Below are 26,460 nucleotides of genomic sequence, written 5' to 3' on the forward strand. Positions count from 1 at the left end.
CCGCGAGACTCATTGCTGATTGGCGGTGTGGGCGAGGCGGTAGGAGTGGGTGCCGGTTTCGATGATGGTGCCGTTGAAGGTGAGGCGGTCGACGATCGCCGCGCAGAGGCGGGCGTCGGTGAAGGTTTGTGACCAGCCGGAGAACGGCTGGTTCGAGGCGATCGCGACGGATGCTTTTTCTTCGCGTTCGGTGAGGACCTGAAACAGTAGCTCTGCGCCGCGGCGGTCGAGTTCCATGTAGCCGAGTTCGTCGATGCACAGCAGATCGACGCGACCGTAGCGGGCGATGGTTTTGGCCAGCGTTTTGTCGTCCGCGGCTTCGACGAGCTCGTTGACGAGTTTCGTGGCGAGGGTGTATTTCACCCGGAACCCTTTCTCCGCAGCTGCCGTCCCCAACCCGATGAGTAGATGGGATTTGCCGGTGCCGGAATCGCCGATCAAACACAGCGGATGGCCCTGGCGGATCCAGTCGCCGGTGGCAGGTATTGATGGTGGCCGGGTTGATCGACGGATTGGCATCGAAGTCGAAGTCGGGCAACCATTTCTGGCGCGGGAACCCCGCAGACTTGACCCGGCGTACGACCGAGCGGCGATCACGGTCATCACACTCGGCAAGAAGCAGTTCAGCGAGCAGCGCGTGATAAGACCACTGCCCAGTCGTGGCGGCGGTGACGGTATCGGCGACGTTGCTGCGGATGGTCGGTAGCCGCAGTCGACGACACGCTTGATCGATTCCTGCGGCGGCGGCCTCGTCGGTCAGTGCCCGTTGGCGTGGCCCACCGAACGTGGCGCGTGCTGCGGTGGTGGTCATGTGCCGGTCTCCTTCTGGTGGCCACCGCGGGCGGTGGATGTGCGGATCAACAGCTGGTCGTAGATGGCGGTGTTCGGTAGCGGACGGGTATCGGCGGGGAGGCCGGCGATGACCGCGGCCGGATCAGCCAGGCGGTACTGGGTGAGGCTGACAACCCGATGCACATTCAGTGGTGCTTGGTCGTCGAGATGACGGCCCGAGCTGGACCCACCCGCGGTGGCGGCGTGGCGGCGGGCCTCGACCGCGACGACATCGGGGCTAATCGCCCCGACCCGCAGCGCAGCCTCGATCCCCGCGACGACCGATGCGTGCGCCATGCTGCGGTGCAGCAACAGAACCTCGATGAGGGTGCGGGTGCCCGCGGCATCACCATCAGTTTTGCGGGCCGCGGCCCATAGCGCTTCGTGGGCGGCGGTGAACACCCCGGTCGCCCGGGCCTGGGCCAACGCGGTCGACCCAGGCAGGGCGCCGGGTTTGTCGGCGAGGACCTCGAGGTAGTGATCGAGGTGCAGGCTGTGGCGGCCGTTACCGACCACCCGCGGATGGATAGCGACGACCCGGTGTTTGTCGTCGCGGATCGATAGATCAAACGCCCGTAACGACACCCGGACCCGCTGCCCGATCAGGTGCGCCGGCACCGAATACCGCGCCATCCGCACCGTGACCAGCGCTGAGCGGTCCACCCGCGGGGTGAGCACCACACCGGGATCGAAATGCTCGCCCGGCAGTGGCGCGAGCAGTGGGTGTTCGATCGCGAAGTCTTCACCCACGGTGCGGATACGGGAATCGATGCGGCGGGCGTTGTCGATCTCGTCCCACACCCGCACCCGGTCGTTGAGTTCGGCGAGCGTCTCACACACCGGCATCGGCGAGAGCCGGTTGCGGCGGAACCGGCCGACCTCGCCTTCGACGCCCCCTTTCTCGTGGGCGCCGTCGATACCGGGTTGGCAGTAGAACGCATCAAACCCATAGTGCGAGCAGAACAGTTGCCAGCGTTCGTTCTCGACCCGCTGACGACCAGTCCCATAAATGACCACCGCCACCGCACTGGAGAGGTTGTCGTAGCGGATGTGGCGGGTCGGGACGCCACCGATCTCGGTGAACGCCTCGACATGTCCTTCGAGGAACGCTTCCTGGCCCTGGGTCGGATAGATCCGGTGCACCGCCTTACCCGAATGCGAGAGCCGGAAGGTGAACATGTGGCACTTGGTTTTGACCCCGGCCAGCATCACCCACACCTCACCGAAATCGACTTCGGCCTCCTCACCCGGGGCGTGGTCCTGCGGGATGAACACCTCCACCCGCCGCCCGGCATCGACCTCGATCTGCGCCCGCCGAACCCGCACATAGTCACGCACCGACGAATACGACACCCGCTGGGCGTCATATTCCTCGATCAGACGGGCATGCACCCGACGGGCGGTATGGCGCTGTTTGCGCGGCGCGGAGAGGTCTTCGACCAACATCGCGTCGATCGCGAACTTAAACGGCCCCAACCGCGGCGACACCCGCACCGGAACCTTCCGGGCCGGCGGCGCGGCACCTGAGAGCGCTTGGCGGACAGTGGCCCGCCCCACCTGATGACGGCGCGCCAACTCCCGGATCGAGAGCTCCTCAACCCGGGCATCACGACGAATCTGGGCGAACAACTCCACACGAGTCCCCATCCACACCACCCACCCTCAACAGGCTCGGTGAACCGGGGCTACTCCCCAGTCCTTCCGAACACCCTCAGGTGGGTCTGAATCAAACCGTCACAACCACACGGCGAGTCGGCAAGGTGGGCCTAGAACAAACTGTCACGTGGTCTCAGATCAAGCTGTCATAACCATCCTCTCATCGATTTGAACTTGTCCTCATTAACTGGTAACGAGACGTGTTGAAGTGGGACGAGTAGCGGGAGACCCGGTCTAGCAGACTCGATTCCCGAGTGAGGTTTGAGGAAGACTACTGCAACGCCGCGTTGTACGCGGATCGCGCTTCGGCCAATTCAGCCCAGTGGGCTTCGAGTCCGACGAGTGTGGGGCTGACCCCGAGGCTGGGCAAGGGTTGCGAGTGGCCGTCGATGTACCGACACGCTTCCTCGAAGATGCGGTTCACAGTGTTGATTGCGGATGGGAGTGCTTCGGACTTGATCTTGGGCAAGTTGGTCATGCGCACGTTGGGTTGGTAGCGCTGGGTGACACCTTGAAGCAACTCAGTCTCGGTGAAGACCTCACACCACGCACGCACCCAGTCGTAGCCTGTGCGGACCAGCGCCGCCCGGGCATCGCCGTCCTGTGACTTCGCCGCTTGGATGGTCTCGTTGATGTTCTTCCTAATGTTGTTCAAGCTGTCCCAGCGGGGACCCGTCGCTCGGGCGACCTTCCCTTTGCCGTCTTCATCGGTGATCTGGTAGTAGGAGCAGCGCTTGCTCGCCTCCATGAGCAAAAGCAGCGTGCTGGCGAAGAAGATGTCGTGGGTGAACACGATGACCTGTGTCGTGTCAGCGAGCGACGCGACGCGCTGCGCGACTTCGTTGATGCGGCGATGATCGAGGCTTGAGACAGGATCATCGAAAATGACCGGCGCGGTGATTCCGGCGAGGCGCGCTTCGGCGAGAAAGTCCGCTATTGCGAGGACCTTCTGCTCTCCTTCGGATAACACCTTGGATGGTTTATGTTTCCCGCCGAGGATCTTGCGGCGTTGTGCGCGCCCCTGACGGCCGACGAACTCCACGTGCAGCGCGGGCGCGCGGAGTGCCGCGCACTCTTCGTTGAAGAGCGCGTCGAAGCTCTCGTTGATCATCTGGTCACTTGCGGTCTTAGCCAGCCCGGTCACAGCGCGCAGAAGACCAGGCATAGCTTTGGCGAGCAGCGTGAGCCGGTCAGCCTGCTTGGCGTCGCGGACGCATGACTCGATGAGCGTCCACGACTTCGTCAGTTCTGCCGCCGCTTCTAGCTCGACAAGCTCCTTCTTTTTCTCGGCCAATGTGTCAGCCCGCGAAGCTGCCTGTGCCCTCAGTTCGTCGAGGGCGTGCTTGGCGGTCCCCAACGCCGTGGCGAGCGCTATCGCATCTGTACCGGCGTGTGCGGTCAGCGTTGTGTTCACAGCGGAAGCGGAGAGAAGCTGCTCGGTCAGCTCCGCGATGGTGCTCAGAGTCCGGTCGAGTTCAACGTGGAAGTGGGGCTTTTCCTCGGCATCTGCGTACTCGTCGGCGAAGGTAGAGACGTCGTTGACCTGGATCGAGGTGACCGGTTCTGTACGTGCGTGGACCCGCGCCTTTGAAGCGGCGATGTCAGTGGTGATCTTGTCTTCGAGGTATTCGGAGTACTTGCCTATCAGCGATCGCGCCGCTTCGTTCAGAGGCTGCCGACAGTACAGGCACCGATCGGCGTCGTGTGCTCCGACCGCGATGAGATGTGCTTGGTATGCCTCGCCGGCCTCGATGAACGTGCTCCAGGTGTCGTCGGGCTCGGCCGGCAGGTCGGCTGCCTCGAAAAGGGCGGCTCGGAAGGCGCGGTAGTCCTCTTCAAGTCCGTGGAGGGTGTCGCGTTCGCGGCCGTATGCCTCCACGTTGAAGTCAGCCATCACGGTGGCCGCGTTGGAAGCTTGCGTCAAGACGCGTTCGACTCGCTGTTGCAGCTTGATCTCAGCGCTGATGGTGTCCGCCTCCAGCGCCGCGACCGTGCGGCGCAGGTCCCCGATACGTGTCTCGACGTCGGGATCGGAGTCGGCGAGCGACCTCAGGTGTTCCAGATCAGTGGACGCTCCCAGCGTCTCGATGAGCGGGTAAACCGCGGCAGTTCGTGGGAAGCGAGACAGAAGCCCTGTGGACCCAGATCGTAGGTCTTCGACGGCCTCGTCGATGTGGGCTTGTACCGACTTGATGCCTGCGATGACGTGATTGAACAGTGCCAGGGCTGCTGGCACGTAGACGTACTCAAGGTCGTCATCGACGTGGAAGCTGACAGAAGGGCTGTCGAAGATGGACATCCTGGTGAAGGGCGCGACGCCCTGTTGTCCGGTCCAGGTGTAGGTCTTCGTCTCAGTGCCGAGCGTGTAGCCGACAAGTGCTGATTGGGGCTGCGGCGATGCCGCTTCGATGTCGCCGAGGATCACATCGGCAGTGCGGCTCGCCGCGAGGGCTTTAAAGATGCGGGAGTACCCCGTCTTACCCGTGCCGTTCTCTCCGAACAAGATCGTCAGGCCGGCATGCGGCTCGATGACTCCGCCCTCTACCAAGGCGTTGACGCCAACGACATCGGAGAGCGAGGTAAGGGTCAACGGCTCGATCGCCTCATCCTCGGGTTCGAGGGTGACGAGTGCCTCCTCCGTGGGGAGTTCGCGGGTATCGAGGGCTTTCTCCTGACGAAACAAGACGTACGCTCCGGAATGCTCCTCGCTTCCGAGCGGTCCGCCGCCGTTGAGGACGTGCCGCACGATGTAGCGCACCCACTCGTCGGATGTGTTCGCCCACTCGCTGAGTAGACCGCGCGGGTCCACCGGTCTTCGCGGCACTACGCGATCTGTCATAGTCGTCCTCTCGCAATGAGTGCGAGATCCGCTACTCCCGTTGATAGTAGGTCGAACTGTCCCTCGGCGAAGGTATGCCACTCCAAGGGGAGGCCGATCAAATGGCCGCCCGGACTGCCTCCTCGAAACGCTTCGCCGAGAACCACCAAGCATTCCGGACTGCTTCCCGTTGCTTCTCGGCGTCTACACCGATCTCATTCATAACCACTAGATGCAGTAGCGCTTTTGTTATATAGGTAATTCTAAATCTGGCGGACTCGGGAACCTTTCGATCGAGCTCACCTGTATTGAGATGACCAATCGCATTGCGCGCATTCTTAAGCCATCTCGCCCACACTTCAACATTGCAGACTAACGCATTTACAGCCTCGCTATCTGGGATTCCCGCGAGCTCTACATAGCGATCTTTTAGCCCCGGACGGTTCTCGCCAACACGTGGGAGAATCCATTTCAAGTCATCGTCTTTAAAGTGATCTTTCACTTCGTCAACAATCGATGCGTGCACGCTTGGGTCTAGCGATACCGAGTTCGGCCGGAGAGCTTGGTGAAACCCCTCGGCAGCGGACGCCGCGTTGAAAATCTGGTTCTCGTAGTACCCACTAGGATCGTAGTCTAAGCCAAGCAAGACATTTAGGGGCAAGCCCAGCGTGTCCGTGAGTTTGATCCACCGATTGATTCCCGCGGCAATCTCAAGATCACCAAGGCGGAACAGAAGCCCGTGCGAATCAGTTTTGTCTCTAGTTGCCTCTGCATTTACCGCCGTCCGACCGCTATGAAAGTGCACATCAACCTTATGTGCCGGACCTTCGTCGCGGACAATCTTCAGCTCTAACGATGAAGCAAGGCACGGCGCCTGGGTGGCGATAGTCAGGAGGTCTTGAATATCGCAAGCAGTACGCCAGTAGCCCATCCAGCTCCTGGGTTCTCCTGCACGCACTTCCAGCCTCACCGCTTCTCTGACACGGTATTCGCGGAACGGCACATAATTCTGAATCGTGTTCCCTCTCATACACCAGCGAAATATAATCTCTTCCTTTCGATCTGTGAGAGCAACTGCGATATCATCTATTGGCTCATATTTGAACTCAGCTCGCCTAAATTTCCATAGATCTTTGTCATAGGTGTCGATTGCCTCAAACGCCGACCGGTCTGCCCAAGTAGTCAGGTTCGCGATACTCACCCACATCGCATCGAACACAGCATCATCGGCGGATTCCAGATGGATTCCTACAAGGACTGCGTCCGAACGCAACACCTGCGTTTCTGTATGTTCTTGTCCGATGACCGTCTTGCCGCCATTCGAGGGACTTGCGTTAATGACTGTGATGGATTTTCCAAAAGCCTTGCCATGTAACAAAACTTGTGTTTCGTGGTGCTCGAGGAGCGAATCAACGAGCTCCAATCGACAGCGGCCCGCTTCATCTATCTCAAGCACTCCGCCTACTGCGTGCTCACGACTGCCTGCTCGCCACCAGCTGCCAACAAACCGTCTATCTTGTTCTTTCATTAGTCTCGCAGTCCTATCGTGTCTGTCGCTGGGGCCACTTCACTATCAGTCTCTGATTGTTGATACGTACTGAGCGTAGATTGCTCCTGACGCGATGGAGTGGCGTTCGATGGTGGCAGGGGAGTAGCCGAGAGTGTCCGCGAGTATCGCTGCGGGTGCGAGCTTGGTGAGTTCATGCAAGGTGCCCAATCGGGCCGCCCGGGTACTAAACGTCGACTTCAACCGGTTCCGTAGGTGGCCTGGGTTGATGTGTTGGCCGGGGACGTATCCGCGGAATACACAGTTGGTGGCGGGGTGGGCGGCGGTGTTCGCAAGGTCGCGTTCTCCGGCGAGATAGCGGAATGGCTCGTCGAGCGGGGCCGGCAGGGCTATAGCGATGTCGCCGAGTGTGACGGTCGCGAGTTCGTCGGAGACGATGACGCGGTCCCAAGTAAGTTTGACGACCCGGTCGATCTGCTGGCCGAAGACGAGCACCAGGATCGCAGCGGCTCGGTCCCGTGGATTCAGTGCCGGTTGGTTCGATGTGATGCTGTCGACGGTGTCTTGCTGAGCCTCGGCACTCATCTTCTGACTGGTGCCGCGACGATGAGGCGTCATCGTGAGGTCCGCAGCGACCACTTTGGTCTTGATTGCCCACGCAAGGAAGCGGATGGCAAATTCTCTCGTGCTCGGGCCTTCGGCTTGCCATGCGTCCAAATCCGCTTGGGATAGAACGCCGATCGAAATGTCCCGGTCGGTGAGCCAGTTGAGGAATTCGATTGTGACGGTGACGGTTTGCTTCGACCGTAGGAACGTGCCGTGCGACACCGACTCCATCGAGTGCATCTGCCGCAGGTGGTGCCAGCGGATGTAGCGGTTGGCGATGTCGCGATGTTCCGCCGATTTCAGGCGGTCGAGGGCGTCGTTTGACCAGTCGATATAGCGGTGCAGCAGTCCGTCCCTGGGCGGCAGGATTTGATGGGTGACCAGGAGTTCTCGGACGTATTCTCGGGTGCGCGATCGGGGGAGTTGGTCGATGACGTCGTGGGAAACGAGCGGCGTGCGAGCCAACTCGGTGAGGAACACTGTGACATGTTCTTGGTTGATCCAAGTCAGACCGCTGTTGGCTCGCTTCATCGACTTCAGGGCAGTTGCAAAAGGTTTCAGCTCATCGGTGACGACACCGGTCTCTGGATTCGTCAACAGTCGGTCCACGGTCGCTCCCAGGACGCATCGCCAGCAGCGCCCCTGTGCGTAGAGTTCTTCCTCGGCGCCGCACTCAACGCAGTCGACGTTGAGTTTGATACCGGTGCATTTGCGGCACGCCGGTTGGCCATTGATGATTCCTGGTAGCACGCCGTCGTGACCGCACGGGCACACACCCCGGGTACGTTTGGCTGCCTGGTAGCAGTAACCGCATACTCCGAGGCCTTGCCAGGTGACGACGCATTCACGATGCTCGCCGCAGCGGTCGCATGGAACTTCCCACCGTTGTGGGTCTTCGGGTTTACGTGGTCTTGCCATCGTCATCATCGGTACGGACGACTCGGATTCGGCGGGCAACGGATCGCTTCTCGCCGATGCCGAGTTCGGCCGGGTTGGCAGGTGCTTCGGCCGTGGCCGCAGCGCGGATCTCTACATATGGTTCGAAGAGATCGTTGGGTGTGCATTCAAGGATGTCGCACAGCGCAGCGAAGGTGCGGGCAGGGATCCGCTCGGGTGTACCGGTCACCAGTCGGTGCACTTGTGCGTTTGAGAGGTTGATACCACGCAACTTCAGCAACGGGATGAGTTCCGTTGTCTTCCAGAGGTTGTGATCAGCCATCCGCTGGCGAAGATTCCAGTGGTACCCGATGCGACGTTGCTCGCTCACGTGTCCTTCCTGACCTCTTTTTCGTCACGCGTGACGATTCGCTGTTGGATCATCCGTTGGATGGTCTTCTGCTTGAAGTCTGCCGAGACCGAGGTGTAGAGCGCCGTGGTGGATGAGTAGGCGTGGCCGACTTGCTGCTGGACGAACATTGGGTCGTATCCGGCTTCAAGGAGATGGGTGACGTAAGAGTGGCGCAGGCAGTGCATTTTCAACTCCTTCGGCAGCCCAGCGAGTTCGCGAACCGTGGTGAACGTGCGATTAAAGTTGCGGATTCCCGTGGCACCGGCCCTTTCCGACGGCCACAACGAGGCCGAACGATCGGCGGTAGTGAACTGCTCGCGACCCTGCGGCGAGAGCCAATGTTCGAGAAGGTCGACGACCCAGTCGAACTCGGGCACTGTGAGGACTGTGCGTCGACGTGGTCCCGATCCGGACATTCCCTTTGCGTAGCGGACCTGGACAGCGCCGTACTGCTTGAAGTTCTCAACGTGCGGGTTCGGGCCGAAGTCGTGATAGTCGAGCATGGCAAGTTCGCGACGCCGCAGGCCGTAGGCGTAGCACACCTTGAACGCGGTGGAGTCTCGCAACAGTGGGAGCCAGCGCTTCGACCCTTTGGCGAACTCGCGGTCAACCAGGTCGTCGCATGCATCGAAGAACGCCTGCAACTCGGCTTGGGTGAAGCTCCGCCGGTCAGCGGGTATGGCGTCATCAGTCTTGTGGCGCGGCGTGTTCCACTCGAAAACGACTTGGGCGGGAACGTCATCAAATGCTTTGCTGCAGAACGCAGCCCACCCGTACCTTTCGTCAGTGACGTAATAGCAGAAGGCTCTGATCGTGCCGGCGTTCGCGCGCAGCGTCGACACTGAGACGGACTTTGGCCCGGTTCGTCGATCAGCCAGGAACTCATCGACGTGGATCGGCTGCCAGGCCCACGGGTACTCGTTGGAGTGCTCTTGGAAACGAGACACCAGGCTGCACGATGACTGGATGAATGGCACACCGAGTCCACGGGCCAGCATCTGGGCTCGCCAGCCATCCAGCATCGCCTCGAACACTCGGTCCTCGGGTCGGAGCAGACCGACGACGCCGTTCGACAGGAACTCTGGTAGCCGACCTGGAACACTCTGCATGAAACGAACTCGACACCGGGAGCAGCCAGCAGTTTCGCTCGAGATTCACGAGGACGCAGGAGAATCTCCATCTGTTTAAACTCGTCTCCTTTAGTGCCGATAAGATACATTATGTCAAGTAATCCACTGCGTATTGCGCCGCGCCGCAACACTATTCAGGTGCGCCGTTGTCGTCAGCTATGTGATTCGTCGGCCGCCGGCCCCCTATTTGCCTACGCGTCATCGCGCAAGTCCCAGAAACGCCATCAACGAGCGTTCAACCTCAACTAGCTGCTCGGATGTCAGACGTCCAACACGAGTTAGAACATTCGATCGCCGGACCGCGGTCAGCTTGTCAATCATCACGTCACTGTCGCGCTCGAGGCCCGAGATCGCATCCCGGTCTCCTGGGATACGAATCCGCAACAACGGCGCCTCTGTGAGCTGGCTCGTCATCGGCACAACCACTACCGACAGAGTCGAATCGAAGAGGTCATCCTGCACGATGACCGCGGGCCGCGGCTTCGATGCATACACACCACCGGCCAAAGTCCAGATCTCGCCGCGTATCACGTCTCGTCGTCCCATGACGCAGAGACGGCCTCGACGAAATCCTGCTCGTCCCCATCGACATCGGCCTGAGCGACGAGAACCGACTGCGTGTGGGCTTGCGCGGCAAATTCGGGCGTGCGCACGTCGGGAACCCAGACCTGTAGTGGTCGCAAACCGCGCTCGCGCATCCGGCGTCGATACTCACCAACCCTGTCCCTCACTGCCATGGCCCCATGTTACATGTAACGCTCCGGGGTGGCCAGGCTGTGCGTTGGCTGCGAATATGCAGCAATCGAATATGCAGGGTTACCAGCAATTGGCTGCGTATTGCTCAGCACCCCAACGGAATTCGAGTTCCGATTCTCGTCCACTCACAGGCATCCGCAGAGGGCGGTCCTTCAATACTGCCCGGTGTCGGAGTGATCTCATATCGGCAGACGACGAACTCGTATCGTGGCTTCTCCAAGCACAACTACGGCTCCCGCTTCGAGTTCCTCAGCGACGAGCGGAAGGTTCTCAATCAGGAGTCGTGCTTGCTCGGACGCCCGCCGTCCACTCGCCCTACGGATGAGTACGAAGGATGGCCTCACCGCGTGGCTTCGGGCAAGCAATGTCCCAAAGTCGGTGTCGGCGCTGATGAGAATCAAACCAAGTGACGCCGCGTGTGCTATCACCACTTCATCGGTCGCCCCAGCCACATCGAAATCTCGCACATGCCTGCATCGTGACCAGCTTCGACAAGCACGGCGCACAAAGTCGGTGAGAGATTCTCGTCTAGCAGAAGCTTTACGCCGGGTGTCGGAGTGGAAGTTCGCGCTCTCGGAGTGCTTCAGCGGCGTACTTCAGGGCTTCAGAAACGTCCTCGAGTTCCAGATCGGGGTGCCCGGCGACGATGTCCTCTGACGACATGCCATCAGCCACCATCGCAACAACGCTCGCGACCGGGAACCGCATGCCGCGAATGCACGGCATGCCACCCATTACCGCCGGGTCGACTGTGATGCGTGCGAGAAACATGGCCCTAACTCTACCCCTGGGCCAAGTTTGAACCCGTTCCAAGCGTCGACGCCGCGCCCGCGAAAGCAACAATGTCCAACCCAACGGTCAAACGCTCTGATGCGGCACCTCCCGCACCATCGGTGCCATCCGGCCAGGCCGCCCGAGAATATTCAGCAATCGAATATGCAGCGCTACTGGCAAACCACTGCCTATCACACTGCGCCGCAGCTGAATTCCCGGATCGGCTGCCGGATGACAGCATAGTTGAGACTTGGCTTGGACTCATACACACCCCCGCAATGGTCCAGATCTCGCCGCGAATCACGCCTCGTCATCCCGTGGCATGGCGACGACCTCGACGAAATCGAGCTCCTCACCACCGACGTTGGCCTCTTCAACAAGAACCGATTGCCGGTGGCCTGCGCGGCAAATTCGGGGCGCTCACGCATCCGGCGCCGTATCGACGTCACGGAACCTTCACCTCGCACCGCAGACCTGGCGCCCTACCTATGCGACGGTCAAGCGTGATGAGAGGCGCATCCGCCAGTTCGGCAACAGCGACGTAGCTGGCGTCGTATCCGGACAGATTGCTGCGCAATTCCCACACCCGTGAACCGAGAAGTTCGTACGGCCACTGCTCGATCGACAACTCGAGCAGATCACCATGGGCCTGCACCGCCTGGTCGGCACTGACGACCCCGGCGAGTTCTTGTCGGCGAATGATGTTGCCTGCCTCGAACATCACCAGCTGAGGTGCGAGCAAGCGAGTGCCGGATAATTGCTCGACCACCCAGCGACCGTCCGGACCGTTGTCGAGCAACAGCGCCACGAGGGCCGAGGAGTCACACACAACGTCGATGGTCAACGTCGGTCGGCATCTCGCGCGTCGAGGATCGCGGCGGCATCGAGCCTGACTCCGGTGGCGCCGACCCGCGCCCGCGCCCGCGCAATGACGTCATCGACCGGCGGACGTGCCGCAGAGTCGATCAACATGCCGCGCAGGTATTCCTGCAACGACTTGCCCGCCCGTGCGGCCCGCGCTGCAAGCTCATCTCGCACCGCGTCCGGAACGTCGCGGACTGTGATCACCACACTCATGCAGCTATATTAGCTGCTTTGCTAGCATTACGCAGCTAGGCGCCGAGTCAGGACAGATCGCGCCACTTACCCCGACACCACTCAAATCAGAGCACTTTGAGGTCTTGAGTGGCGCTGTAACCAAGTCCCCTCCCCGAGTGTCTCGTGGCAGCACACGACCTTCGCCGGCCTTGGTTCCGGTCTCCATGAGTCTCGAAGGTCTCGAGGGTGACGGTGCTACGTCGCATTACCATGTGCTCATGAGTACTCCGCGAGAAGTCAGCCAACGTGACCTCCGGATGCGATCCAAGGAAATCATGGACGCGGTGGAACACGGCGATTCCTTCACGGTCACCCGCGACGGACGCCAGATCGGAGAACTCGTCCCTCTACGTCGACGACGCAGCTTCGTTACGCGCGCAGAGTTTGCCCGCGGATCGGCATTGGCGCCAATCATCGATGCAGAGAAATTTCGGGCCGACCAGGACCGTGTGTATGCCGAAACCTCGAGCGACCCTTATGCCTGATGATTTGCGGCGCGGATTGCTCGACACGAACATCTTGATTCTTCGCCATGCGATCGACCCTGACGAACTTCCCGACGAGGTGGCCGTCAGGGGGCCATCACACTGGCTGAACTCTCCGCCGGCGTCCACCTGATAGCCGGCAATGACGCCCAGGCGGCCGACGAACGCGCACGCCGAGCCGATGTTCCCCAATGCGTCGAGAACGAGTTCGACCCCTTACCTTTCGACGCCAACGCTGCTCGTGCAGTCCGACGTATCTGCGCCGCGGTCCAAGCTCGCCGCAGGACACCCAGGCGACGCGTAGCCGATCTCATGATCGCATCTGTTTCGACCGCGGCCATTCTGCCCCTGTACACAACCAACCCTGACGACTTCGAGGGCCTTGACGGCATCGTCCGCGTCATTCCAGTGAGTCGTCCCCAGTAGGACCGATCGGAGTCAGGGCAATCCGCCCTGGACGATGGCTGCCGGCTATGGGGTGCGCAACCCGCGATCACCAAATCTGGCATATCGACCGCGCAGGTCCGACCAGTACGCGACAAGTCCCGCGCCACAACAGAGTTGATCGTGGCAGCCGCCCCATTTTCCTTTCGAATCGCAAGACACGACGCGGCAGCCTTATGCCATCGCTACCCTCGACCAGCCTCGTCGTTGCAGCAGTCACACGCATGATCATCGGCCCCGACGCGCTTTGCCGGTGCGCAGCACGCCTCGCCCCGCCAAGCATTGACACCTTCACGTAGCGCGACCGCGGCGATAACCAGCGCGGCAATCGAATCGGCCCACGACCACGCCAGAAGACTGTTGAGCACCAACCCGATCAACAGCACCGCCGACAGATACGTGCACAACAGGGTCTGCTTGGAGTCGGCCACCGCACTCAACGAGCCCAACTCGCGGCCCGCGCGGCGTTCGGCCCACGACAGCACCGGCATGATCACCAAACTGACTGCGGCCAAAGCAATTCCGATTGACGAATGCCGAGCCTCCCCGCTCAAGCCCACCAGCGAGGCGATCGCAGAGGCGCTGACATAGGCAGCCAGTGCGAAGAACGAGAACGCGATGATCCGCAGTGTGACCTTCTCACGCCGCTGCGGATCCCGGCCGGCGAACTGCCAGGCCACCGCCAACGCCGAGGACACCTCGATGACCGAATCCAACCCGAACCCGATCAACGCGCCCGACGAGGCTCGTGCACCCGCGCTGATCGCGACCACGGCCTCGATCACGTTGTACGTGATGGTCGCCGCAACAAACCAGCGGATACGATGCTGCAGGATCTGCCGCCGCCCACCGGGGATCGTCGACCGCAGGTCGAGCTCGGACGCCATCAACAACACCCTTCGTCCTCGGAGTCTGGGCAACACGCCGGATCGACCGCCAACACCAGCCCGAGCAAGTCGTCGAGAGCATGCCCAATCCGACGATCCGCCAACTCGTATCGAGTACGGCGCCCCTCGGGAACCGCCACCACCAAACCGCATCCCCTCAAGCAGGCCAAGTGGTTTGACAACGTCTGCCGCGATACGCCGATCGCCTCGGCCAGCTCCGACGGATACCCTCCACCACCACGTAGCCGCAGGAGAACCCGGGTACGCGTCGAGTCGGATAACGCATACCCAAATCTGGTCAGCGCATCACGCGCGGCAACCGTCTCCATACCGCTAACGGTACATCCAAACCTGTATTCAGGAAACCCTGAACTATTCCGTGCTCGGGCGCTCACGAAATCCCTCACGGCCATCCACGATCGGCACTCGAACAACCGGAAGTCTCAGATCGTCAGATCCCTTATGCAGGAATATGATCACCTCGATGGTGACGGCTACCAGGAGCTCAGCGTATTGGCCTGCACCACAACAGAGTTCGTAGCAGAAGATGCCGGAGCACTGCCTCGGTCCCACACCTCCGCTCGGTCCGTAGATCATCGAGCGAGAGTCCCCGGAACGCGCGATCAACCAGCGCTCGACGTCAACAAGCCGTTCGGCGGTCGGACGGCCAACACGCCTCAATGCGCAACGCGACGACGACCATGCAGGATCACCGAAGGAAGCGTTCTTGGCACCATGCGGTTCCGGCGCGGAACCTGCTGCCGCACGCGTACTCTGACGACGTCGCGACCGTCACCGACACCGGAGTACACGATGAAGCAGGCAGAGCACTACGAGCAGTTCCTGGCCCTGCACCGCGAACCCGGGGCGTTTGTGATGCCCAACGTCTGGGACGGACTCTCGGCGCTGATCTGCAAACGCGCCGGGTTTCGCGCTCTTGCGACATCGTCGGCCGCCTTCGCCGCCACCCTGGGTCGCCGTGACGGTCGCCATTCCGTCAGTGCCGCAGAGCATCTCGCACATGCGAAGCTCTTGATCGAGGTCAGCGGGCTGCCGGTCAACGGCGACTTCGAGGACGGTTACGGCGCGACACCGGACGATGTCGCCGCGACCGTCGGCGCCTGTATCGACGCCGGTCTTGCCGGTGTGGGCGTCGAGGATTCGACCGGCGACCCCGACAATCCGATACGCGACTTCGACGACGCGGTCGCCCGGGTCAAAGCCGCCGCGGACACCGCTCGGGGCCGGATCGTGCTCACCGGCCGGACCGACAACTTCTTCCAGGGCCGCACGGATCTCGACGACACGATTCGTCGGCTGACGGCATTCGCCGAGGTGGGCGCAGACGTGCTGTACGCACCCTTCCCGCCCGACATGGCTGCGGTGGAGGCGATCGTCAAGGCGGTCGCGCCCAAACCGGTGAACATCGTCGTCGGCACGATGGCCGAACGACCCCCGGTTCCGGTACTCGCCGCGGCCGGCGTCAAGCGCATCAGCACCGGAATGGCGCTCTATGCCCACCTTGCAGCGTCGTTGGAGCACGCGGTTGCGGACTTGCGCGACGGCGACATCGCCGCGGCGACGAAAGGCATCACCTTCGCCGAACTCGGCGCGCTTCTCGACCTCACAGCCGAAACCTCCCGCGAGTAGGTGTCACGCCACTCAGGTCCGAGTCGCCGTTAGGGTGACAGCATGACCACACTTCATACCGCTGCGGTTCTCCTCGACATGGACGGCACCCTTGTCGACTCGCATGCCGTCGTCGAGAGGCTTTGGCGCGCTTGGTCGGTCAGCCACGGCGTCGACCCGCAGCGCACCTTGTCGATCATCCACGGTCGGCAAGGTCAGGACAGCATGGCCATTCTGCTGCCCGATCGCCCGCACGAACTGAACCTGGCCGAGAACCGCGAGTTGCTGGCCGCCGAGACGCGCGAACTCGACGGGGTCGTGGCATTACCGGGCGCGGCCGAGCTACTCGCCGCGCTCACGACACTCCCCCACGCCCTGGTCACATCCGCGACCCGCGGCCTCGCCGCCGCCCGCATGGGCGCCGCGGGACTACCGATGCCGGCCGTGGCGGTCACCGCCGAAGACGTCGCGAAGAGCAAGCCCGATCCGGAGGGATTCCGTGTGGCGGCAACAGAACTCGGGGTCGAACCAACCGCGTGCATCGTGGTCGAGGACTCGGCGAACGGCATTGCCGCGGGCCTCGCCGCCGGGATGCGGGTGATCGGCGTCGGCCCGCACGCCTCCGCGGCCGACCCGACGTGGGTGGTCGCGACGCCGTCGGGCATCCAGGTCACGACGGTCCACAGTGCGGGTGGTATCGAGATTTCACTCGACATATCGGCCGAGTGACGGTTCGACGATGCGCATCGCACGCGAACGACGTGAACGCGGCGACGCCGTCGACGGTCCGCCGAATCCGCTTGCGCATGGCCGACTCTGATCGTTACCCGCACCCGACTCAGCAGCAGTTCGGCGCCAGCACCTGCCGGACTGCCTCCAACGCATCAACGCACGCACGGTGATAGACGTTCATGCCGTCGCGCCGTGACTCGACCATGCCCGCCTTGCGCAACTGCGTGAGGTGATGACTCACGGTTGCCTCGGACAATCCGAGGACGGGGGCCAGCTCGCAGGTGCAGGTCTCCCCCGTGTCCTCGGTGAGCAGGATCGACAACAGCCGGATTCGCACCGGATCGGCAAGTGCCTTGAGCCGCAGGGCGACCTCGAGGGCATCCTGCTCGGTCATCGGCGCCGCGGAGACGGGCGCACAACAGACCGGGGCGCTGACATCGATCACCGGGAGTGTCTTCGGCATACCGCCCACCATACGCACCTACTTGACATATGTCGAAATAGTGGCAGTCTGATCCACAGCCAACTAATTCGATGTATGTCTCACACCCGGAGGTAACGATGTCACGGATACAGCTCGCGTTGAATGTCGACGACCTGGACGCGGCGATCACGTTCTACACCGCGTTGTTCCGCAGTGGCCCCGCCAAGCGGAAACCCGGTTATGCGAACTTCGCGATCGCCGATCCTCCGCTGAAGCTGGTCCTCATCGAGAATCCCGGCCAGGGCGGGACGGTCAATCATCTTGGCGTGGAGGTGGAATCGAGCGCGCAGGTGCACGCCGAGATCGCGCGTCTCTCCGATGCGGGGTTGTTCACCGACGCAGAGATCAACACGACGTGTTGCTTCGCCACCCAGGACAAGGTTTGGGTCACCGGCGCCGACCGGGAGCGGTGGGAGGTGTACACCAAACTCGCCGACACCGACGAGTTCGGGACCAGCCCAGGCCTTCTCGCCGATCAGCCGCCGGCCGAAGGTGAGGCGGTGTGCTGCAGGAGCGCTGTCGCCGAGGACGGGCAGACCACGAGCTGCTGCTGACATCGCCGGGATGCCCGTCGCCGATCTTCAGCGCACCGTGAGTCGAGTGGCGAGGTCGACGACGCGGGCAGCGATGTCGTCGCGGATCATCCGCATCCGCTCGACTCCGTCGATCCCGCGCAGCGATGGTTCGTCGGTTTCCCACCGCTCCACTCGGACACCGGCAGGCGGGTCGACAGGCGCGGTGCCGACGACCACGACCAGGTCGGCGGTCGTCATGATCTCGTCGGTGAGCTGACGCGACCGGTGACCCGTCACATCGATGCCGACCTCGTCGAGCACCTGGGCGGACAGCTCGTTGACGCTGCCACCGACCTGAGCCGCCGTCCCGGCCGATGACACCGTCACCGCGTCCGGGACATGTTCGCGCATCAGCGCCTCGGCCATCACCGATTTTCCGCGGTTGGACACACACACGAACACCACCGTCGGCGCGTCAGACACGATCGGCCCCCTCGTTATCGGCGATCCGGCCGGTCTCGCGAGCGGCCGCCGGCTCATGCCAATGACGACGCAGCGCTAGGGACACATAGACCAGGCCGACGAGAACCGGGACCTCGATCAGCGGGCCGACGACGCCGGCCAGGGCCTGACCGGAGGTCGCACCCCAGGTGCCGATCGCGACGGCGATGGCCAGCTCGAAGTTGTTGCCCGCGGCGGTGAACGCCATCGTCGTGGTACGGGCGTACCCGAGACGGGCGACGATGCCGTAGCCGTAACCCGTGGCCCACATGATCGCGAAGTACGCCAGCAGCGGTGCCGCGATACGGGCGACGTCAGCGGGATTCGAGGTGATCTGGTCGCCCTGCAACGCGAAGAGCACGACGATCGTGAACAGCAACCCGTACAGCGCCCACGGACCCAATCGCGGGATCAATGTCTGCTCGTACCAGGCACGCCCCTTGGCCTTCTCCCCGATGCGCCTGGTCGCGTACCCGGCGAGCAGTGGGATGCCGAGGAAGGTGAGCACCGACTTGGCGATCTGCCAGGGCGAGGATTCGATCCCGGTGGTGGACAGCCCGAGCCACCCCGGGAGCACGGAGAGGTAGAACCAGCCCAGCACCGCGAACATGACGACCTGGAACAGCGAGTTCAGTGCCACCAACACCGCGGCGGCTTCCCTGTCGCCGCAGGCGAGGTCGTTCCAGATGATGACCATCGCGATGCAGCGGGCAAGTCCGACCACGATCAGCCCGGTGCGGTACTCGGGCAGATCCGGTAACAACAGCCAGGCCAGGGTGAACATCACCGCCGGACCGATCACCCAGTTCAACACCAACGACCCCACCAGCAGACGACGGTCGCCGGTCACCGTGTCGAGCCGGTCGTAGCGCACCTTGGCCAGCACCGGGTACATCATGATCAGCAGCCCCACCGCGATGGGCAGCGAGATCCCGTCCACCGATACCGCGCTCAGTCCTGTCCCGATGCCCGGCACGAACCGGCCGAGCAGCAGACCGACCACCATCGCCACGCCGATCCAGACCGGCAACAGCCGGTCCAGCATCGACAACCGGCCGACCACCGGCGATCCGTCGGTGGCCATCAGCAGCCCTCGGCCGGACAGTTCGCTGCGGTACCCGACACCACCGCCATCGACCCGATGATCTGCGAAAGCTGTTGCACTGCATCGGGAACGACCCGGTAATACACCCAGGTGCCGCGACGCTCACTGGTCAGCAGGCCGGCTTCCCGCAACACCTTCAGGTGGTGTGAGACGGTCGGCTGCGACAGATCGAACAAGGTGAGCAGGTCACACACGCACGATTCGCCGCCCGGCCGCGAGGCCACCTCCCCCAACAGTCGCAACCTCACGGGATCACCCAGGGCCTTCAGCGCTGCTGCGGTTGACGCGAGATCCGTCAGCTGTATCGACATTTGTCTATATTGACAGATATCGATACACAGCGGAAGTTCGGGCGCCTGCTCGGCGATCGATCAGGACCTCTTCACCTGGTACCGCATCGCCATGGCACCCGACGCGAACTCTGCCCGGCTGATCAATTGCAGGTCAACGCTTTTCGACAGTCCGTCGAACAGGGTCGGGCCGTGACCGACCACCCTGGGGTGCACGACGAACTCGTATTCGTCGATCAAACCCAACTCCGTCAACGCCTTCGCGAGTTGCACGCCGCCCACGAACAGCCCGTTCCCCGGCTCCTGCTTCAGCGCGCGGACGGTGTCCGCGAAGTCGCCGCGCACCAGCTCGGCGTTCCAGTCGAGGTCCTCCAGAGTGCTCGACACGACGTACTTCTTCGCGGCGTCGATAGCCTCGGCGAACGGGATCATCCAGTCGGGCGCGGTGTCGGGAATCGGCAGGCGCCAGGCCGCCTCCATCATCTGATAGGTGACCCGGCCGAAGATCAACGCGTCGGCCGACGCGATGTTCTCGGCGGCGTTGCGGTGCAGATCCTCGTCGGCAATCCCTTCCCGATGGTCGTAGCACCCGTCGAGCGTGACGTTGATCGAAAACCGCAAGGGTCGCATGCGTCCAGGGTATCGAGCCGGGCCGACCGACATTGACAGACGTGTGGAGAATCGGCGACTCCGATGATTTCGCACGCCGCACACGGTCATCATCTCCATAGACCGCACGCGTTGGGAGGCCGAAATGACCACGATCGAGCTCTACCACGAAAAGCACGGCTCACCCGGACCGCAGACTCCCCTGGTTCTCGTGCACGGGGGTGCCGGCACCATCGATACGAACTGGCACCACGCGATTCCGGCGTTCGCCGACGATCGGCTGGTCATCGGCGTCGAATTGCAGGGGCACGGGCACACCCCGCATTCATCTCGCCCGTACACCTTCGACAACTCGGCCGACGACATCGCCGCGCTCGTCGACCGTCTGGGGCTCGAGTCGGTCGACATCATCGGTTTCAGCAACGGCGGACCCACCGTTCTCCGGTTCGCATCGCGTCATGCCGATCGCGCGCGACGAATCGTGGTCGCCTCCGGGTTCTCTCGTCGCGACGGAATGATGGACGGTTTCTGGAGCAATTTCGACGCGCCCGACATCAACGACATGCCGAGCGAACTCGCCGACGCGTACCGGCAGATCAATCCCAATCCCGCCGATCTGCGTCGGATGTTCGACCTGGATGTCTCGCTGATGCGGGGCTTCGAGGACTTCGACGACGCCGAACTCTCGTCGATCCGGGCCGCCGCACTGTTCGTCAGCGGCGACCGCGACGTGGTCCTGCCCGAACACACGGTGTGGATGGCAGAGACTGCGCCGAACGGTCGGGCGCTGGTCGTGCCGGCCGGGCACGGCGACTACCTCGGTGCCGTCGACGCCGGCGAGCTCGACCGGCCGCTGGCCGACTCCTGTCTCACTCTCGTCAAGCGGTTCCTCGACGAAAAGCATTGATCCGCACCATGGCCAGAGGAGATCGGCTTGGGAGAGTCCTCTCGTCGGCATCGATGTCCCGCTGATCGAGAAACTAACCTGGGCCGCCGCAGGCGGGCCGGCGTGGGCTGGGAAGAGTCGCAGCCCTTTTCAGCCGTCGAACACCGACCAACAGATGTCGTTGCGGAGGCGCTGGTCGTCGAGGACGAGTTCGCGGATCGTCTCCGGGAGTTGCCCACGCTGCCAACGACATTCGCGTCGTCCGGCATCGACGGCGTCGCTTTCGGGGGTCGCCGCGCGGACAGCCTTGATCGCGTAGGCCGCCGCACCGAGATCGTGGGCGGCGACGTGGGCGACGCACGCCGCCTGTCCGGCGGCGAACGCGGCGTGGCGGGGCGCCCCGGCGCGGTCGCGGGCGGCGGCCATGGCGTGACCACCGGCGGCGCGCGAGTCCATCATCCGGAGCTCGCCGCGGGTCCAGGCGCGGATCGCCCCGATGGCGTCACGAGGGCGGGTGTCCGACGGATGCTCGGTCTCGAACAGATCGAGCACGTGCTCGGCACAGTCGGCGGCCCACAACGCCAGCAACCGATGATCGCTATCGGTGAGCGTGCCCCCGCGCCGGATGGTGATGAGGCGGGGGTCGCGCTTCGTCGGCAAGATCACCAGCCGACCGTACGCCCGACGGTCAGTCCTCCGGCAGTTCGGCGAACGCCTTCTTGGTGCCGTTGTACCAGCCCATGGACTTCACGGGGTGCTTCCAGCGACCCTTCATGTCATTCAGCGCAGGGCCGTGCACGGTGTCACCGCCCGCGACCGCATCACGCAAATGCTTGTCCTGCAACTTGATCACGTCGTCGGCGGTCTCACCACGCAGCTCCAGATCGCAGGGGCCGCCCAGTTGCCGGCAGGTCATCGTCTTCATGGTCATACCTCTCTCGATGGCGGCGACTTCGTTCGATCATCGCCCTTACTGTATTGACGATCGGTGTGCCTCGAGTGTGACCACCGATCAAGAGCTCTGCGTCAGAGCCGCTCGGCACCCCGGCGTCGCGCCGTCTGCGCGAGGACCTCGGGGTCGGCCCGGAACACGATGCGCGACACCCGGCCATCGTCGATGGTGAAGTCGAAGGCGACGCGCGCCTCGCCCTTGTGGAACCAACATGCGCCGGGCCGTTCGCCGATGTAGACCGACAGCGCCGCCTTGGCCGCGCCGTTGAACATGGCCGCGACCGCATCGCGCCCCTCGAGGCGAGCCGGTGTGCCGGTGGCGACTGCGGCGGCATCACCCTCGATGACGACGTCGGGCGCGAGCAGCTCCAGCAGCTTCGCGAACTCACCGTTGCGGGCGGCGTCGAGGAAGGCGTCGACGACGGCCCAGTCGGTGCGCTGCCCGGGCTCGCCCGGCTGGGTGATCTTGCTGCGCGCTCGCGAGGCGAGTTTGCGGGCGGCCGCCGGGCTCGCCCCGAGGATCGCCGCGATGGTGGAGAAGTCGACCCCGAAGGTGTCGTGCAGGACGAACGCCACCCGTTCGTTGGGGGTGAGCCGGTCCAACACCACCTGCAAGGCGATCCCCACGGTGTCGGCGAGTGCGATCTCGTCGGATGGATCCGGTGCGTGATCGTCGTCGAGTTCGAGGTCGTCGTCAGGGGTCGGTATGGCCGCGCGGAGGCGGTCGAGGCACAAGCGGGTGGTCACCGTGGTCAACCAGGCCGGCAGGTTCTCGATCTCGGTGTCGGTTCCGTTGAGTCGTAGCCACGCCAGCTGCACGATGTCCTCGGCCTCGCCGCGGTCGCCGACGATCCGCTCCGCGATGCGCAGCAAACGTGGCCGCTCCGCATCGAATATCTCGGTGTCATCCATGTCCGTGCCCATCTGTCGTCCGGTTGCCATCTACCTGACGATCAGCGCGCACCATTTGTGACCACGAGTCAGGTTCGCTCCTTGGCCCAGGATGCGTGCACCGTCACCCGGACCTCGTCGACGACCTTCAACGTGCCCATCATCAGCGAGTACGGCTTGATGCCGAAGTCGGATTGCGTGATGGCCGCCTCGGTGGAGATGTCCCACGTGCCACCGTTGTCGACAACCGCGAATTCGAGCGACCGAGGTTTCGACCGGCCGTGGATCGTCAGTGTTCCGTCGACGTGATACCCGTTGTCGGACTTGGTCATCGACGACGACACGTAGGTGATCTCGGGGTGTTTGTCGGGCTGGAGGGACTTCATCGCGTTGCCGCGGGCGACGAGCTTCTCCGGTCCGGCCATCGGCGTGAGACCACCTTCCCCCGATACGACGTGCAGGGAGTCGACGGGGATCGTCGCCTCGATCCCCGTGGGTTCGCCGTCGGTCACCGAGACCGACGCGGACCACCGCTGCATCTCGATCGTCAGCCGGTGCCCGGTACGCGCTGCGCGCCCCGTGACACCGGTGTGGATGGTCACCGAACCGTCGTCGGCGGTGAAGTCCCAGACGTTGTCACCCATGAATGCGACTGTACTGGCTGCACAACGTCCGACAAGGGGACGAAATGCCCGAATCGGCGACGCGGGCGCCGCCGCAGGCCACAATGGCGGGGTGAACGCTGCACCCCGACCCGACGTCGGATCCGCCGACCCGGATCTGGCGAGCGAGTTGGCGTGGATTGCCGGGCTGCTCGCCAAGCGACTGGACTCGCTCAGCACCAACGTCGCGGACACGATCATCGGCGACATCGACTTCTACGCGACATCGGATGCGGTCAGCCGCGCCGAGATCGTCGAGACGGTGCACAAGAACTTCGACTTCGTCATCTCGGGGCTCGTCGGCGACGACTTCGACACCTCTGCGGCAAGGGCGACCGGCGCGAACCGTGCGGCGCTCGGCGTGCCGCTGGCCGCGATCATGCACGCCTACCGCATCGGATTTCAGATGGTGTGGCGCGAACTCGTCAGCGTCGTCGAAGAGCATCCGGAAATAACCCGCAGCGCATTGCTTTTCGCGACCGAACGGATGTGGCTGGGCCAGGACCTGTTCATCAACGACATGGCCGACGCCCACCGGGAACAGACCACGATGCAGATCCTCGACGACGCTGCCGAGCGGGCCGCCCTCACCCAACACCTCCTCGAAGGGCGTATCACGTCGGATGCCAGCCTGTGGGAGATCGCGACCATGTTGCGGCTACCGACGTACGGGCCGTACATCGCCGTCGCCGCGGACGCGCTCGTGATCGGCAAGCAGCCCCTCCCCGGCATCGAGGCCAAGTTGCGCGGGATCGACCTCTATTCGGCGTGGCGACTCCTCCCCGATCAGCAGATCGGTATCGTGCACACGCCGTCGAAGCAGGCGCGGCGTTCCGCGCTGGCGTTGATGGGCCGCACCGCCGTCGACCGGGTCGGGGTCAGCGCCCCGTTCACCGAGCTCGCCGACACGGTGAAAGCGTTGCGCTACGCCCGGATTGCGCTGCAGAGCGGTGGGCCGGGGGTCAACGAGTTCGATGATTCGGTCCTCGGCATCGCCGCAGTCAGTTCGCCGGAGGTCACCTCCGACCTCGCGGCGCGAGTCCTCCACAGGCTCTTCGACCTACCGGCCGAGGATCGGGAACCGCTGATCGAGACGTTTCGTGCGTGGGCGGACGCCGATGGTAGCGTGACCGCGACCGCGGAGCGGCTCTATGTGCACCGCAACACGGTTCGGCATCGACTCCGTCGGATCGAGGAACTCACCGGCCGGTCCACCACTGCACCGCGCGAGCTCGCCGAGCTGTGCCTGGCGTTCGAGGTGGCTGCCCATTATCCCCTGACGCGTGGCGAGAACGACAGCTGAGCGGTTGTGCACATGCACACTGAGGTCGTTTCGACGTTAGTCCACGCACCATTCAAAATCCTGGTGATCGAGCGCACCATGGAAGTGTAAGAAAAATCCCCCTCACAGAGAGCAGAGCACATGACGACCCTGGCCGACAACCTCGTCACCGCCGCTGCAGCCCGGCCCAACCATCCCGCGCTGAAGTCCGGCACCGATGTCTATACCTACGCACAATTTGACGGCATCGCCGCCAAAGTGGCGTCGTACTTGGCCGACAAGGGTATCGAGCCTGGTGATCGCATCGCCATCATGCTGCCCAACGTTCCCGAATTCGCGTTCCTGTTCTACGGAATCCAGCGCGCCGGCGCCGTCGCAGTGCCGATGAACCCGCTGCTGAAGGCTCGCGAGATCGAGTTCTACCTGACCAACACCACCGCCAAGATCATCTTCGCCGTCCCGGCATTCGCCGACGAGGCGCAGGCCGCAGCATCGACCGCCGGTGCCGAATGCATCCTGGCCGACAGCGACCTGATGGCTGCTGTCAGCGCCGCGACACCGCAGGCGACCCCGGTGGCACGTGAGGACTCGGACACCGCGGTCATCCTGCACACCTCGGGGACCACCGGCAAGCCCAAGGGCGCCGAGCTCACCCACGCCGGTCTGCGTCGCAACGCACAGATCTCGATGGACAACCTGATGACCGCCTCGTCGGAGGACGTCATCATCGGATGTCTGCCGCTGTTCCACGTCTTCGGCCTCACCTGCGGACTCAACGGTGCGGTGTACGCCCAGGCGACCCTCGTCCTGATCCCCCGCTTCGACCCCATCGCCGTGCTCGACGCCATCGCCACCGAGAAGGTGACGATCTTCGAAGGTGTCCCGACCATGTACTCGGCCCTCATCGCATCGCGTCGGACCACCGACGACACCAGCTCGCTCCGCGTGTGCGTGTCCGGCGGCGCAGCCCTGCCCGCGCAGGTCATCACCGACTTCGAGAATGCATTCGACGCCGCCATCCTGGAGGGCTACGGCCTGTCCGAGACGTCGCCCGTCGCCTGCTTCAACCACCCCGACAAGCCGCGGAAGGCCGGCACGATCGGCACGCCGATCGAGGGTGTGGAGATGCGGATCATCGGCATCGACGGCAACGAAGTGGCGCTCGGCGAGCGCGGTGAGATCCAGGTCCGCGGCCACAACATCATGAAGGGCTACTGGAACAACCCGGAGGCCACGGCCAAGGCGATCGACGCCGACGGATGGTTCTCCACCGGCGACGTGGGCACCAAGGACGAAGAAGGCTACTACCGGATCGTCGACCGCACCAAGGACATGATCATCCGCGGCGGCATGAACGTCTACCCGCGCGAGATCGAGGAAGTCCTGTACGAGCACCCGGACGTCGCCGCTGCCGCCGTGATCGGTGTCCCCCACAGCACGCTCGGCGAAGAGGTCGGTGCCGCGGTGCAGCTCAAGCCGGGCGCCAATGTGACCGAAGACGAACTCCGCGCCTACACCAAGGAACGCGTCGCAGCCTACAAGTACCCACGCCACATCTGGATTGTGGACCAGCTGCCCACCGGACCCACCGGCAAGATCCAGAAGCGCGACATCACCGCCCCGAAGTTTCAGGAGGCCTGAGT

General features: G+C 63.3%; 30 protein-coding genes and 1 pseudogene. 7 read left to right on the forward strand and 24 right to left on the reverse strand.

The window, feature by feature from the left end:
* Positions 1 to 9: 9 nt before the first annotated feature.
* From istB to ACWDTI_RS14925, 13 genes and pseudogenes are all read right to left on the reverse strand, one after another.
* Positions 10 to 811, reverse strand: a pseudogene (istB, locus tag ACWDTI_RS14865) (IS21-like element helper ATPase IstB).
* Positions 808 to 2,478 carry an IS21 family transposase gene (gene istA / locus ACWDTI_RS14870; RefSeq protein WP_449738866.1) on the reverse strand — a complete coding sequence of 557 codons (1,671 nt, stop codon included), beginning with the start codon at positions 2,476 to 2,478 and terminating at the stop codon, positions 808 to 810. Before istA ends, istB begins: the two are co-directional and overlap by 4 nt.
* 280 nt (positions 2,479 to 2,758) lie before the next feature.
* Positions 2,759 to 5,245, reverse strand: coding sequence for an AAA family ATPase (locus ACWDTI_RS14875; RefSeq protein ID WP_449738867.1), 2,487 nt, complete (start codon positions 5,243 to 5,245; stop codon positions 2,759 to 2,761).
* A gap of 178 nt (positions 5,246 to 5,423) precedes the next feature.
* Complete coding sequence (locus ACWDTI_RS14880) at positions 5,424 to 6,833, reverse strand: ApeA N-terminal domain 1-containing protein (RefSeq protein WP_449738868.1); 1,410 nt, start codon at positions 6,831 to 6,833, stop codon at positions 5,424 to 5,426.
* Positions 6,834 to 6,878: 45 nt separating this feature from the next.
* The gene (locus ACWDTI_RS14885) at positions 6,879 to 8,027 is read right to left on the reverse strand and encodes a Fis family transcriptional regulator (RefSeq protein ID WP_449738869.1); all 1,149 of its coding nucleotides are present in this window, start codon (positions 8,025 to 8,027) and stop codon (positions 6,879 to 6,881) included.
* A gap of 292 nt (positions 8,028 to 8,319) precedes the next feature.
* Entirely contained in the window at positions 8,320 to 8,685 is a 366-nt protein-coding gene (locus tag ACWDTI_RS14890) for a helix-turn-helix domain-containing protein (protein WP_449738870.1), read from the reverse strand.
* Entirely contained in the window at positions 8,682 to 9,815 is a 1,134-nt protein-coding gene (locus tag ACWDTI_RS14895; protein WP_449738871.1) for a tyrosine-type recombinase/integrase, read from the reverse strand. Before ACWDTI_RS14895 ends, ACWDTI_RS14890 begins: the two co-directional genes overlap by 4 nt.
* A 219-nt stretch (positions 9,816 to 10,034) precedes the next feature.
* Positions 10,035 to 10,367 carry a type II toxin-antitoxin system PemK/MazF family toxin gene (locus ACWDTI_RS14900; protein WP_449738872.1) on the reverse strand — a complete coding sequence of 111 codons (333 nt, stop codon included), beginning with the start codon at positions 10,365 to 10,367 and terminating at the stop codon, positions 10,035 to 10,037.
* Positions 10,364 to 10,573, reverse strand: a complete 210-nt coding sequence (locus ACWDTI_RS14905) for an antitoxin MazE-like protein (protein ID WP_449738873.1) — start codon at positions 10,571 to 10,573, stop codon at positions 10,364 to 10,366. The genes ACWDTI_RS14900 and ACWDTI_RS14905 overlap by 4 nt, the downstream gene beginning before the upstream one ends.
* A 198-nt stretch (positions 10,574 to 10,771) precedes the next feature.
* On the reverse strand, positions 10,772 to 11,098 hold the full coding sequence (locus ACWDTI_RS14910; RefSeq protein WP_449738874.1) for a DUF5615 family PIN-like protein: 327 nt from the start codon (positions 11,096 to 11,098) through the stop codon (positions 10,772 to 10,774).
* A gap of 34 nt (positions 11,099 to 11,132) precedes the next feature.
* Entirely contained in the window at positions 11,133 to 11,363 is a 231-nt protein-coding gene (locus ACWDTI_RS14915; protein ID WP_449738875.1) for a DUF433 domain-containing protein, read from the reverse strand.
* Positions 11,364 to 11,811: 448 nt separating this feature from the next.
* Positions 11,812 to 12,195, reverse strand: a complete 384-nt coding sequence (locus ACWDTI_RS14920; protein ID WP_449738876.1) for a type II toxin-antitoxin system VapC family toxin — start codon at positions 12,193 to 12,195, stop codon at positions 11,812 to 11,814.
* 11 nt (positions 12,196 to 12,206) lie between these two features.
* Complete coding sequence (locus ACWDTI_RS14925; RefSeq protein WP_449738877.1) at positions 12,207 to 12,443, reverse strand: FitA-like ribbon-helix-helix domain-containing protein; 237 nt, start codon at positions 12,441 to 12,443, stop codon at positions 12,207 to 12,209.
* 239 nt (positions 12,444 to 12,682) lie between these two features.
* On the opposite strand from ACWDTI_RS14925, the gene ACWDTI_RS14930 reads away from it, so the two are divergent.
* Positions 12,683 to 12,949, forward strand: a complete 267-nt coding sequence (locus tag ACWDTI_RS14930) for a type II toxin-antitoxin system Phd/YefM family antitoxin (protein ID WP_449738878.1) — start codon at positions 12,683 to 12,685, stop codon at positions 12,947 to 12,949.
* Positions 12,950 to 13,578: 629 nt separating this feature from the next.
* Here the strand turns inward: ACWDTI_RS14930 and ACWDTI_RS14935 are convergent.
* Positions 13,579 to 14,280 carry a cation transporter gene (locus tag ACWDTI_RS14935; protein WP_449738879.1) on the reverse strand — a complete coding sequence of 234 codons (702 nt, stop codon included), beginning with the start codon at positions 14,278 to 14,280 and terminating at the stop codon, positions 13,579 to 13,581.
* The gene (locus ACWDTI_RS14940; protein WP_449738880.1) at positions 14,280 to 14,609 is read right to left on the reverse strand and encodes an ArsR/SmtB family transcription factor; all 330 of its coding nucleotides are present in this window, start codon (positions 14,607 to 14,609) and stop codon (positions 14,280 to 14,282) included. The genes ACWDTI_RS14935 and ACWDTI_RS14940 overlap by 1 nt, the downstream gene beginning before the upstream one ends.
* Positions 14,610 to 15,093: 484 nt before the next feature.
* Between ACWDTI_RS14940 and ACWDTI_RS14945 the strand changes: the two genes are divergently transcribed.
* Both ACWDTI_RS14945 and ACWDTI_RS14950 read left to right on the forward strand, forming a co-directional pair.
* Positions 15,094 to 15,930 carry an isocitrate lyase/PEP mutase family protein gene (locus ACWDTI_RS14945; protein WP_449738881.1) on the forward strand — a complete coding sequence of 279 codons (837 nt, stop codon included), beginning with the start codon at positions 15,094 to 15,096 and terminating at the stop codon, positions 15,928 to 15,930.
* A gap of 42 nt (positions 15,931 to 15,972) precedes the next feature.
* Complete coding sequence (locus ACWDTI_RS14950; protein WP_449738882.1) at positions 15,973 to 16,638, forward strand: HAD-IA family hydrolase; 666 nt, start codon at positions 15,973 to 15,975, stop codon at positions 16,636 to 16,638.
* Positions 16,639 to 16,747: 109 nt separating this feature from the next.
* On the opposite strand, the gene ACWDTI_RS14955 is transcribed toward ACWDTI_RS14950, so the two are convergent.
* Complete coding sequence (locus ACWDTI_RS14955) at positions 16,748 to 17,104, reverse strand: Rv2640c family ArsR-like transcriptional regulator (RefSeq protein WP_449738883.1); 357 nt, start codon at positions 17,102 to 17,104, stop codon at positions 16,748 to 16,750.
* 98 nt (positions 17,105 to 17,202) lie between these two features.
* On the opposite strand from ACWDTI_RS14955, the gene ACWDTI_RS14960 reads away from it, so the two are divergent.
* Positions 17,203 to 17,679: an ArsI/CadI family heavy metal resistance metalloenzyme gene (locus tag ACWDTI_RS14960; RefSeq protein WP_449738884.1), complete on the forward strand. Its 477-nt coding sequence runs from the start codon at positions 17,203 to 17,205 to the stop codon at positions 17,677 to 17,679.
* 27 nt (positions 17,680 to 17,706) lie between these two features.
* Here ACWDTI_RS14960 and ACWDTI_RS14965 read toward each other — a convergent pair whose 3' ends face one another.
* From ACWDTI_RS14965 to ACWDTI_RS14980, 4 genes are read right to left on the reverse strand one after another with little or no spacing between them, the layout of a single operon-like run.
* Positions 17,707 to 18,123 carry an arsenate-mycothiol transferase ArsC gene (locus ACWDTI_RS14965; RefSeq protein WP_449738885.1) on the reverse strand — a complete coding sequence of 139 codons (417 nt, stop codon included), beginning with the start codon at positions 18,121 to 18,123 and terminating at the stop codon, positions 17,707 to 17,709.
* On the reverse strand, positions 18,116 to 19,225 hold the full coding sequence (gene arsB / locus ACWDTI_RS14970; protein WP_449738886.1) for an ACR3 family arsenite efflux transporter: 1,110 nt from the start codon (positions 19,223 to 19,225) through the stop codon (positions 18,116 to 18,118). Before arsB ends, ACWDTI_RS14965 begins: the two co-directional genes overlap by 8 nt.
* Positions 19,225 to 19,557, reverse strand: a complete 333-nt coding sequence (locus ACWDTI_RS14975) for an ArsR/SmtB family transcription factor (protein ID WP_449738887.1) — start codon at positions 19,555 to 19,557, stop codon at positions 19,225 to 19,227. Before ACWDTI_RS14975 ends, arsB begins: the two co-directional genes overlap by 1 nt.
* Before the next feature lie 60 nt (positions 19,558 to 19,617).
* Positions 19,618 to 20,166, reverse strand: a complete 549-nt coding sequence (locus ACWDTI_RS14980; protein WP_449738888.1) for a dihydrofolate reductase family protein — start codon at positions 20,164 to 20,166, stop codon at positions 19,618 to 19,620.
* Positions 20,167 to 20,290: 124 nt separating this feature from the next.
* On the opposite strand from ACWDTI_RS14980, the gene ACWDTI_RS14985 reads away from it, so the two are divergent.
* A complete protein-coding gene (locus tag ACWDTI_RS14985) occupies positions 20,291 to 21,052 on the forward strand; it encodes an alpha/beta fold hydrolase (protein ID WP_449738889.1) in 762 nt (253 codons plus the stop codon).
* A gap of 129 nt (positions 21,053 to 21,181) precedes the next feature.
* Here ACWDTI_RS14985 and ACWDTI_RS14990 read toward each other — a convergent pair whose 3' ends face one another.
* From ACWDTI_RS14990 to ACWDTI_RS15005, 4 genes are all read right to left on the reverse strand, one after another.
* Positions 21,182 to 21,697, reverse strand: a complete 516-nt coding sequence (locus tag ACWDTI_RS14990; protein WP_449738890.1) for a putative immunity protein — start codon at positions 21,695 to 21,697, stop codon at positions 21,182 to 21,184.
* 22 nt (positions 21,698 to 21,719) lie between these two features.
* Positions 21,720 to 21,962 (reverse strand): hypothetical protein, encoded by a 243-nt coding sequence (locus ACWDTI_RS14995; RefSeq protein WP_449738891.1) that lies wholly within the window; start codon positions 21,960 to 21,962, stop codon positions 21,720 to 21,722.
* Between the two features lie 95 nt (positions 21,963 to 22,057).
* Positions 22,058 to 22,924: a sigma-70 family RNA polymerase sigma factor gene (locus tag ACWDTI_RS15000; protein ID WP_449738892.1), complete on the reverse strand. Its 867-nt coding sequence runs from the start codon at positions 22,922 to 22,924 to the stop codon at positions 22,058 to 22,060.
* A 38-nt stretch (positions 22,925 to 22,962) separates the two neighbouring features.
* Positions 22,963 to 23,517, reverse strand: coding sequence for a YceI family protein (locus ACWDTI_RS15005; protein WP_449738893.1), 555 nt, complete (start codon positions 23,515 to 23,517; stop codon positions 22,963 to 22,965).
* Between the two features lie 91 nt (positions 23,518 to 23,608).
* Here ACWDTI_RS15005 and ACWDTI_RS15010 point away from each other — a divergent pair, with 91 nt between their 5' ends.
* Together ACWDTI_RS15010 and ACWDTI_RS15015 are read left to right on the forward strand one after the other, a co-directional pair.
* Positions 23,609 to 24,838, forward strand: coding sequence for a PucR family transcriptional regulator (locus ACWDTI_RS15010; RefSeq protein ID WP_449738894.1), 1,230 nt, complete (start codon positions 23,609 to 23,611; stop codon positions 24,836 to 24,838).
* A gap of 120 nt (positions 24,839 to 24,958) precedes the next feature.
* On the forward strand, positions 24,959 to 26,458 hold the full coding sequence (locus ACWDTI_RS15015) for a long-chain-fatty-acid--CoA ligase (protein ID WP_449738895.1): 1,500 nt from the start codon (positions 24,959 to 24,961) through the stop codon (positions 26,456 to 26,458).
* The last annotated feature ends 2 nt before the right edge of the window (positions 26,459 to 26,460 follow it).

This window comes from Gordonia sp. NPDC003424 (assembly GCF_053588655.1).